Here is an 8,075-nt window from a genome sequence, read left to right on the forward strand (position 1 = left end):
CCGGCAATGTGGATTCGTAGGGACGCGCAGCCTCGATGCCGCTGCGACGAAGCGAGCGCACCGCCTCCGAGGCACGGGCGAGGCGCCGGCCACGATCGAGTTCGGTGATCCGGGCCTGTGCGGTGGTCACGTGCCGCTTCAGCCGGGCGATCTCGGTTGCGAACAGCGCGCGCGCCGTCATCGCCGCATCGCGGTCGGCCTCCAGGCCGGCGATGGCGTCGGCGGCGTCCCTGGCGAGGTCATCACGGCCACCGTCCAGCGCGGCGACCGCGCGGGTCTCGAGGTCGGCGATGCGGGCGCAGGTCGCCTCGAGTTTGCGGCCCTCCTGCTGGTCCTGCGCAATCGCCAGCGCCAGCGTTCGCTTGCTGCGTTCGAGGGCGGCGGCTGCATCGCGCATCTGCTGGTCGAGGACCAGAAGGGCAGTACGGTCCTCTAGTTCCTCTCCAGCTGCGGCCACGCTCCCGCGGAAAAGTGTCACGACTGTCTTGAACATTGTCTGCTCCCTGTTATGAGCGCTGCTCACAACAGCTTTGTAGCAACAACCTTGAACATCGTTCAAGAATTATTTGAGCATCGCTCAAGAATTCGGTTAGAGATGACTAAAGCCTTGGCACGGCGGGAAAAATTACGGACCGAACTGATCCAGGCGGCCGAACAGATGATCGCGGAGCGGGGGTTGGCGGGCCTGAAAACCCGCGACCTAGCCCGCGAGATCGGCTGCGCCAATGGCGCGGTCTACAATCTCGTGGCGGATGTCGACGAGCTGATCCTGCGCGTGGGCTCACGCACTTTGCACCGGCTCGATGAGGCGCTCAGTGTCGCCATCGGTGCGGGCGAGCCGTCGCCGCGCGACTCCCTGGTCCGCATCGCAATCGCCTATTGTGATTTCGCAGCCGCAAACCTCCAGCTTTGGCGCGCGCTGTTCGAACACCGCATGGCGGCCGACAAGCTCGTCCCCGATTGGTCCGCCCACGACCAGATGCAGCTGTTCCGTCACATCTACCAGCCGTTGGCAGCGCTGTTACCGGAGCGAAGCCCGGAGGAACTCGGCATCACTGCCCGCAGCCTGTTCTCGGCTGTGCATGGCATGGTGGCGCTGGGATTGGAGCAGAAGCTGGTTGCCGTGCCTCTGCCGGCCTTGCGCGAGGAAATCGCCACCCTCGTGCGTGCGATGATCGACGGACTGATCGCGCAAGCAGCGGAAAGCCGGCTGACACAAGCCCGCTGACTGGGCGCAGGACCGGCATCACGTCAGGCTACGTTCCCAACCTCAATCTCGCGGATTGCTAGGAACGAACATTCCGAGGGCTCGTTGTCGCGCATAGATTCCCTCACAGCGCGAGCCCTCCCATGTATCACCACGTCAAGAAGCTGATGTTCACCGTGCGCGTCGACGAACCCGATCCGCGCTTCGGCAATATGCTCCTCGAGCAGTTTGGCGGCGCCAACGGCGAACTTGCGGCGGCGATGCAATACTCGATTCAAGGGCTGAATTGCGAGGACCCCGATCGTAAGGACCTCTTGATGGATATCGGCACCGAAGAGCTCAGCCATCTCGAGGTCGTCGGTTGCCTTGCCCGCATGCATCTCGCGCCGTCGAAGAATGACCGCCAGGCAGCCGAAGCCGATCCGTTGATTGCGATCGCCGGCGGCGGCGGCGTCAATCTGTTCAACTCGCAGGGAAATCCCTGGACCGCCGACTATCTCAAGATCACCGGCGAGCTCGACGTCGATCTCCGCAGCAATATTGCCGCCGAGGCGCGTGCCAAGATCGTCTATGAGCGACTGATCAATTTCTGCGACGATGCCGGCAGCAAGGACGCGCTGCAGTTCCTGATGACGCGGGAGATCACACATATGAAGGCGTTCGCGCGCGCGCTCGAAAGCCTGTCCAAGCCGGCCTTCAGCATCGGCAGGCTCGCTCCGACGCCTGGTCTCGTGAACCAGTACTTCAACGATTCCACCGGCAGCGGCGAGCACGGCGAAATCGACACCCGCGGCCCCTGGAATGAAGGTGAAGACTGGGTCTTCACGGAATCGCCGGCGTTGCAATCCACCGATCCCAACGGTGCGACACCGATCGTCACCGAGAGCTCGTCGCCCGTCGACGAGTCCGGCCTGACCGACCTCCTGCTCCACGAGCTGCGCGACATTCTCCATGCCGAGAAGCAGCTGACGAAGGCGCTTCCCAAGATGGCGCAGGCCGCGCGCTTCGACCAGCTGCGCGAGCTGTTCGAGCAGCACCTGGTCGAGACCGAGAACCAGGTCGAGCGCATCAACGAATGCTTCGAGCTCCTCGGCGAGACGGCCCGCGCCAAGCCTTGCAAGGGCATGATGGGCCTGATCGAGGAAGGCCAGGAGGTCATGAAGGAAGCCGAGGAGAAGGAGGACGCGGCCGCCGACCTCGCGCTGATCTCCGCGGCCCAACGCGTCGAACATTACGAGATGTCCGGCTACACCACGGCGCGCAACCTCGCACAGCAGCTCCGGCACAGCGCGGTTGTCGCGCTGCTGTCCAAATCGCTGGCGGAGGAGGAGAATTCCGATCTCCTGCTCAACCAGATCGCACGCTCGTTGATGTCGGTCGCAAAGATGCCGGCCGCGCTGGAGCAGGCTGAATAAGGAGCGCCGCTCGAGCAACGCGTATCCGATCAGTTAAGCCGCCTCGCATCTGGTGCGGGGCGGCTTGGCGCTTCTTTGCTATGGCATACACCTTGCCTCTCGATGCCCGACAATGCGGACAGGAGGCACCCTTGAGCGTTTCACCCTTCGATTTGAGCCGCCGCAAGGTCCTGCTCGGCGGCCTCGGTGCCGCCGGTATGGCAACATTTGCTCCCCACCTTGCTTGGGCGCAGGGGCGCAGCGAGACGTTGCTGGTGGTGCAGGAGCTCGGGCCGAACTCGCTGGACATGCAGGGTGTTGGCTCCAACCAGACCGTGAACGGCCTGTCCTGGAATTGCTACGACCGGCTGCTCACCTATGCCGCGAAGACACTGCCGGACGGCACGTTGTCGTATGACCGCGAGAAGCTCGCGCCGGAGCTCGCCGAGAGCTGGGAGGTCGCGCCCGACGGCATGTCCTGCACCTTCCGCCTGCGGAAGGATGCTAAATTCCACGACGGTACGCCGGTGACCGCCAAGGACGTCAAATGGTCGTTCGACCGCGCCGTGAAGGTCGGCGGCTTCCCGACCTTCCAGATGTCGGCGGGGTCACTGGAGAAACCGGAACAGTTCGTGGTGGTCGATGATCACACTTTCCGCATCGATTATGTGCGCAAAGACAAGATGCTGCTGTTCAACCTCGCCGTCGTCGTGCCCTTCATCATCAATTCCGAGCTCGCCAGGAAGAGCGCGACGCCGGAAGACCCGTGGGCGCTGGCTTGGCTGAAGAACAACGAGGCCGGCGGCGGCGCCTACAGGATCGAGAGCTGGAAGCCGGGCAGCGAGACCGTGCTGATGCGCTTCGACGACTGGAAGAGCGGGCCGCTGCCGAAGGTGAAGCGCGTGATCGCGCGCGACGTTCCTTCCGCCGGCACGCGCCGTGCCATGCTGGAGCGGGGCGATGCGGATATTTCCAGCGGCTTTGCGCCGCGCGATTTCGAGCAGATCATCAGGGAGGGCAAGGTCAAGGTCTCGGGCGTGCCGATCCCGAACGCGCTGTGGTACGTCGCACTGAATACCGCGAAGCCGCCGTTCGACAATGTCAAGCTGCGCCAGGCGATCGCTTGGGCCATGCCGTATCAGCAGATCCAGACCAGCGCCTTCTTCGGCCGCGCCGTTCCCATGTATGGCGGCCCGACCCACGCCTCAAAGGCGGTCTGGCCGCAGCCGTTTCCTTACGTCACCGATCTCGACAGGGCCAAGGCTTTGCTGAAGGAGGCAGGCTTCGAATCCGGCCTGGAGACGACGCTTTCGCTGGACGCCGGGACCGCGACTGTCGGCGAGCCGACAGCGATCCTCATCCAGGAGAGCCTCGCGAAGATCGGTATCAAGGCCGCTATCGAAAAGATCCCTGGCGCCAATTGGCGCACGACGCTGAACAAGAAGGAGCTGCCGCTCGCCCTCAACCGCTTCAGCGGGTGGCTGGATTATCCCGAATACTACTTCTACTGGAACTTCCACGGCAACAACTCGATCTTCAACATTTCCTCCTACCAGAACAAGGAGATGGACGCGCTGATCGACAAGGCGCGCTTCAGCACCGATGCCGCGGAGTACGACAAGGCGGTGAAGGATTTCATCACGCTCTGCATGCGCGACGTTCCCGTCGTTCCGCTCAACCAGCCGATCCACGACGTTGCCATGCAGAAGGCCGTCACCGGCTACCAGTTCTGGTTTCACCGCGAACCGGACTACCGGCAGTTCGCGAAGGGCTAATGCCCATCGACGACTTTGATCGCACTTGACGCTGCCCGCGCCTGCTCGATTGAATAGGCGCGCACCAGCCGCGCCGCACTCGCGCGCAGCATCGCGACGTCGAGCTTACCTTGCCGCGATCCCTCGAGAGCACAGGCAAAGACCCGGTAGAATTGCGCGCCGTCATAGGCGACCAGCAGCAGATCGACGCCGGCATTGATCGCTTCGACCACGGCTTTGCAGACGTCGTTCTGGTAGATCGCGCCCATGACGAGGTCGTCGGTCATCACCACGCCCTGGTAACCCCACCTCTGGCGAATGATGCCGTCGACGACGCGTTTCGAGTGCGAGGCGGCGCGATCGGGGTCGACGGCGGTCAACGTGACATGACCGACCATCAGCGCGCTGCGCGAGTGCGACAGCACCTGCCGGAACGGCAGCCAGTCCGTTGCTTCCAGCTCCGTCACCGGCGTATCGAGATTGGCGCTGAAGTGGTGGGTGTCGCTGCGTACGCGGCCGATGCCCGGAAAATGCTTCAGCGTGGCACCGACGCCGGATTCCTCGAGGCCGCGCACATAGGAAGTCGCGATGGCGCTGACCACGGCGGGATCTGACGCGATCGCACGCTGTCCTATCAAGGTATGGAAATCGAGACGGTTGCGCTGCGCCTGCGGCTTCAGGTCGAGCACCGGCGCGAGGTTGAGGTTGACGCCAAGCCCTGCGAGCTCGCGCCCGTGAATGCGGCCGAACTCTTCGGCCTTGGCCCGCTGGTCGTCGGGGGCGAGCCCGGCGAGCGTTGCCAGCGCCGGCAGCTTCGTCAGCGGCGGCGCGAGATGCCCGACGATGCCCCCTTCCTGGTCCGCGGCGACGAGCAGCGGCGGCAGGCCGGCTGCGCGCCTGATGTCCTGGAGCGCCGCGATCTCGTTGCGCAGCGCGTCGACCATCCGTCCCCGGATATTGTGCCGGGTGACATAGACGCCGCCGATCAGGCCCAGCTCGGCGAGGCGAGCGACCTCGGGGAAGGAGGAATAGCCGACCATGAAGTGAGGCCCGAGCTGCCGCGCCTCGGCCGTGCCGGCGCCGAGAACGCGATGCTTGCGCAGCTCGAACGTCAGATGCGCTGCGAACATCAACACCGGTGGCAGGCACCAGAGCATGATCAGCGCCTTGCCGGCAAAGCTGCGCCAGCGCCCTCCCCACAGCAGGACCAGCACGATCGCCACGCTTGCGACGACAAGCGCGACGTTTCCGGCGCCGCGCAGCACGAGCAGATAGGGATCGTTCTTGTTGAGGGCCGCGAATGCAACAACGGGCGCGGCCAGCCAGAGCAGGATGAGGCCGATTCGGCGGAGGAATTTCATGGTGCGTCACACGCGATGAGTGGCGAATGCTTCGCACCTAACAAGGCGAGCAATGCTGCGCGAGAGCCAAATCCGCGCCTGCACGAAATCTGCAAAAGACTCCTGAAGCCGTGCAGACGATGGGCCCGCCTTCTGCACAAGCGCCGTTCAGACTTGCCATGCCATCCATTACGAAGGGTTTTCTGGACATGACGAGCCTGGCTTCGACGATCGCAGCCGACATCCAACCGGACAAACATTCCGCAATTCCGGCCAAGCTCGGCTGCGCGCTGATGCTGGCCGCGCTCGCCGACTGGCTGTTCTATGGCGAGCGGATCGGGCTGTCGCTGACGCTGTTTGCGATCGTGATCGCCGGCGTGTCGTTGTTCTTCAATCACGCAGCGCTGGACCTGCGCCGCGCCGTGATCGGCTCGGTCATTCTCGTTGCCGGCCTCGTGCCAGCCGTCGACGAGCTCAACACGCTGTCGTTCCTGATCCTCATCGCCTCGCTGACGATTGCGTTGCTGCTCGTGACCAATGCGGAAACGACCGATCTCGCCGACCGAGCCCGGGCGATACGCAACTTCGTCCTGTTCGGCCCCTTCAGGTTGTTCCCCGAGGCGCTCCAGATCTTCAATATCTCCGCCTTCACCCGTGGCGTCGCGCTCTGGCTGCTGCCGGCGACGCTCGGCGCCGTATTCGTCGCATTGTTCGCGGCGGCCAATCCGGTGATCGAGCAGTGGATCTCCCTGCTCAATCCGAAGGTTGCCTTGGAATATGTCCGCGTGTGGCGTGTGCTGTTCTGGGTCTTGATGCTGGCCCTGGTCTGGCCGTTCATCCATGTGCGCTGGCGGCGCCGGAAGGTCGTCATGCCGGCCGCGGCCGATGAACCCGTGCCGCCGCCGCTCCCGCCATTCGTCTCGGCCGAATTCCTCGGCCCCGCCACCGTCCTGCGCTCGCTGATCCTGTTCAACCTGCTGTTCGCGGCGCAATCCGTCCTCGACGGTCTCTATCTCTGGGGACGCGTGGCGCTGCCCGACAACATGACTTATGCGGCCTACGCCCATCGCGGCGCCTATCCGCTGATTGCAACCGCCTTGCTCGCCGCCGCCTTCGTGCTGGTCGCGATGAGGCCGGGAGGGCCCGCGGAGCAATCGAAGGTGATCCGGCCGCTGGTCTATCTCTGGGTCGGTCAGAACGTTCTGCTGGTCGCGTCCTCCATCCTCCGGCTGGATCTCTACGTCGACATCTACATGCTGACCTACTGGCGGGTCGCGGCCTTCATCTGGATGGGGCTGGTGGCGCTGGGGCTGATCCTGATCGTGGCCCGCATCGCGCTCAACCGCTCCAACAGGTGGCTCATCAGCGCCAACCTGATCGCGCTGACGGCCGTGCTGTACGGTGCTTCGCTGGTGAACTTCGATGCGTTCATTGCCGACTATAATGTGAGCCACAGCAGTGAAACGTCGGGCAAGGGCGTGTCGATCGATGCAAACTATCTCCTTACGCTCGGACCGCAGGCGCTGCCGGCGCTCGACAAGGTCATTGCCCATCGTCCTGGCGATGACTGTCTTGCGCGGCGCCGCGATCGGCTTGTAGAAACCCAACGGCTGGACATGGAATGGCGAGCCTGGGGCGTCCGGAGCTGGCGCCTGCAGCGCAGGCTCGATGCGCTTGCCAGGCGCCCGCGTGACAGTCAGCCGGCAGGGTGAGCGGAGAGACCTTTGGCGCATCGCATTCTGATCGTCGACGACGAGAGCCACATCCGCGAGGTCGTCCGCGTCGCGCTCAAGAAGGCCGGCATGGACGTCATCGAGGCGCGCGACGGCAAGGAGGCGCTGAGCCGCTTTGCCGCCGACAAGCCCGACCTGATCGTACTCGACATCGGCATGCCCGAGTTCGACGGTCTCGAGGTCTGCCGCGAGATTCGCAAAGGCTCCGACGTGCCGATCCTGTTCCTGTCGGCGCGCGACGAGGAGATCGACCGCATCCTCGGCCTCGAGATCGGCGGCGACGACTACGTCACGAAGCCGTTCAGCCCGCGCGAGCTGGTGGCGCGGGTCAACGTCATCCTGCGCCGCCTCACCCCGCGCAACGGCGAGGCAAAGGCGGGGCCCACCGCACTGGCGCAAGGCGGCCTGCTGATCGATCCCGAGCAGCATCTGGCCTCATTCGCCGGCACGCCGCTGAAGCTGACCGCGATCGAGTTCGGCATCCTCCGCGCTTTCCTGACGCGGCCGACCTCGGTGTTCAACCGCGAGCAGCTGATGCGGGCGGCCTACCAGCTCAACATCCAGGTCTCCGACCGCACCATCGACAGCCATATCCGCAACATCCGCGCCAAGCTGGCGGCGCTGAATTGCGAGAGCGTGATCGAGAC

The 8,075-nt window shown here is 64.3% G+C and carries 7 protein-coding genes; 5 read left to right on the forward strand and 2 right to left on the reverse strand.

All coding sequences use genetic code 11. The features are described 5' to 3' along the window. The coding region (locus JHD07_RS26770; RefSeq protein ID WP_291627500.1) for a PspA/IM30 family protein at positions 1 to 493 on the reverse strand (493 nt) is incomplete at its 3' end. Positions 494 to 595: 102 nt separating this feature from the next. Here JHD07_RS26770 and JHD07_RS26775 point away from each other — a divergent pair. The 3 genes from JHD07_RS26775 (at position 596) to JHD07_RS26785 (ending at position 4,376) form a co-directional block, all read left to right on the forward strand. Further along, positions 596 to 1,228, forward strand: a complete 633-nt coding sequence (locus JHD07_RS26775) for a TetR/AcrR family transcriptional regulator (RefSeq protein WP_291627511.1) — start codon at positions 596 to 598, stop codon at positions 1,226 to 1,228. A 122-nt stretch (positions 1,229 to 1,350) separates the two neighbouring features. Beyond that, the gene (locus JHD07_RS26780) at positions 1,351 to 2,622 is read left to right on the forward strand and encodes a DUF892 family protein (protein WP_291627502.1); all 1,272 of its coding nucleotides are present in this window, start codon (positions 1,351 to 1,353) and stop codon (positions 2,620 to 2,622) included. Between the two features lie 131 nt (positions 2,623 to 2,753). Further along, entirely contained in the window at positions 2,754 to 4,376 is a 1,623-nt protein-coding gene (locus tag JHD07_RS26785) for an ABC transporter substrate-binding protein (protein WP_291627503.1), read from the forward strand. Here the strand turns inward: JHD07_RS26785 and JHD07_RS26790 are convergent. Then, entirely contained in the window at positions 4,373 to 5,716 is a 1,344-nt protein-coding gene (locus JHD07_RS26790; RefSeq protein ID WP_291627505.1) for a glycoside hydrolase family 3 N-terminal domain-containing protein, read from the reverse strand. The two genes, JHD07_RS26785 and JHD07_RS26790, sit on opposite strands and share 4 nt — an antisense overlap. Positions 5,717 to 5,904: 188 nt before the next feature. Between JHD07_RS26790 and JHD07_RS26795 the strand changes: the two genes are divergently transcribed. Beyond that, complete coding sequence (locus JHD07_RS26795) at positions 5,905 to 7,407, forward strand: DUF4173 domain-containing protein (RefSeq protein WP_291627507.1); 1,503 nt, start codon at positions 5,905 to 5,907, stop codon at positions 7,405 to 7,407. 12 nt (positions 7,408 to 7,419) lie between these two features. Continuing rightward, a partial coding sequence (locus tag JHD07_RS26800; protein ID WP_291627509.1) for a response regulator transcription factor occupies positions 7,420 to 8,075 on the forward strand: 656 nt, incomplete at its 3' end.

It is taken from the genome of Bradyrhizobium sp., assembly GCF_016462955.1.
Lineage (GTDB): Bacteria > Pseudomonadota > Alphaproteobacteria > Rhizobiales > Xanthobacteraceae > Bradyrhizobium.